The sequence below is a fragment of the Limnohabitans sp. genome, from assembly GCF_040400975.1.
In the GTDB taxonomy this organism is placed as follows: Bacteria; Pseudomonadota; Gammaproteobacteria; order Burkholderiales; family Burkholderiaceae_C; genus Limnohabitans_A.
On the sequence record NZ_JBBAPF010000089.1, the window covers coordinates 1 to 2,021 of the forward strand.

Genomic DNA, 2,021 nt, shown 5'->3' on the forward strand with positions numbered 1-2,021 from the left:
GATGACAGTGGAGATGAACAAAAACCACCCAGGGGTCTCTTGAACCTTATTTTAAGGTTCAAAGTTTGGATAGCGTTCAAAACGGTGTTCCCGTGTGTTGTAAGTTGGTTTCACGAAGCCAGCTATGATGTGTGCATCAGTGCAGCAGATTTGCGCATGTTTTGTCCATCAACACATCACGCGAGGCTCGTTTGATGTCATCACCGCGCCTAGGCATCGGCTCCTCAACTCAATCACCGCGTCAAGGCATCGTCTCATCACCGTGTCAAGGCATCAGCTCATCACATCAACTCCGGAGCTTTGTGGTTCCAATCATGACAGGCACTTGCGCTCCAATCCCCAGACCGCGAGCCAGCGGGGCATGCCAGGCTCATCTTGAGCAACTCCTAACTGGCTACTTCACGAACCCCAAGAGGATTCCTAAGTATGGGCCGCGCCTCGACAAGGATGCCTTGGGCGACTGCGCTGGCTTCTTGCTGCAGCTCAAGAAGGTGCAGGGCAACTTGGCGTTCGCCCCTGTGATGATGACTCGGGCTCTCGAGGCGGTTGCTCGCGAGAAGGCAAGCGCGTGGCAGTTCTCGCAAGAGGACTGCAAAGCATTCGCCAAAGACGTCGAGGGGCGGATCCGCAGTATGTGCCGCCACTGGATGGCTGCCGAGCGCAAGACCAAGAAGCCCAAGTGGTACGCAAACGTCTTGAAGCACTCAGGCATCCAGACCCAGCTCGCCGACTGGGCCTTAATGTTACTTAGTGGACGCGCGATCCGAGTCAAGCGAGTGCTTCCGCTAGGTCCAGGGTTCTGGGTGTCCTCTTGTTGTTGTTTTGATGTGTGTTTGCTAATTTGTTATGTGTGTAGTTTTTTGTATCAACTAAGGGCATCGTGGCTACTGATCCTACCGGGAGCTCGAGGTTCCACGGTGGGACTGCCGCGCCCATCGAGGACATTGTTGATTCCCTCAGCCAGCCTAACTTCTTCACAGGCTTCGACCACGCACTGCACCAAGGCTGGCGGCTCGTGGCTGGCAGACCGGCGTGTGAGAAGGAGTTCAGCAGCAAGCTCTCTGTTGCGCCGACCGACGATGACTCTGACCCTTGCAAGTGCATCTTCCCCGATGGCCATGTCATCAGCCTCGCCGAATGGACTGTGGGGCAACATCGGGCTCGCACAGGAATGCCTACTACAAAGGGCAAGGCCTTCTTCTGGTCCGATGCTGCTGGAGAGTGGCATGTACACATCAAGAAGGACAGGAATCGTTTGGCCTACTGCAAGGGCCCCAAGGACAAGGCGCAGGCATGCCAGGTGAGGGTCGACCTTTTCAAGCATGATGAGGAGGCCATGATGTTGATGAAACAGATAGCGGAGGAGGTCATTGAGGGCAAACTGGCCTATAAGAGGGATGCCTTGTATGCCGGGCGCGACCAACTGCTCCTGGAGGCAGGCTTGCGGCAGGCAGGCGTGCCAACAAGCAAAAAACGGCCAGCGTCATCGTCCTCAGCCACAGCATCGACGCGCAAGAGCAACAATACGCTGGCAGCATTGTCAATTTCGGGCCGCAGTAGTTACTCATTTGACGAGAGTGCCTTGGCAGGTATGGATACTGCCTCTTGTTCGATGTGACTTTGAACATCAATGAGTGTGGGCAGCGGCTCGCAAAATAGGTTTGAAAACAAGAACGCGAAGACAGGACGCATCAGCAGGACCAAGACAGAGACAAAACACAGAGGGAAGGAGACCGGAGACACGCAGAGACCAAGACAGACAGGACACAGCAGCAGGACCAAGACAGACCAAGACAGACACAGTCTTAAGACACAACAGCAGGACCCAGACAGGATCACAATCAGGACGCATTCCGTAGCCATGGATCAAGACAAAATTCCCAGGGCCGCATTAACTCGTCATGATGTTGGGGCTCAGAACCGTCTCCACCAAGTCCGCCTGGGAAGTGCCACCTGCAGTTCTCCTTGACGATGAAGAACCGCCTTGTGCCCAAGCAGACACTTTCATGGATGAGGTCGAG

General features: G+C 55.0%; 1 protein-coding gene. It reads left to right on the top strand.

Annotated elements, in window-relative coordinates; all coding sequences use genetic code 11:
• Window positions 1–880 precede the first annotated feature (880 nt).
• The gene (locus ABWQ00_RS15920; protein ID WP_353239634.1) at window positions 881–1,618 is read left to right on the top strand and encodes a hypothetical protein; all 738 of its coding nucleotides are present in this window, start codon (window positions 881–883) and stop codon (window positions 1,616–1,618) included.
• Window positions 1,619–2,021 lie beyond the last annotated feature (403 nt).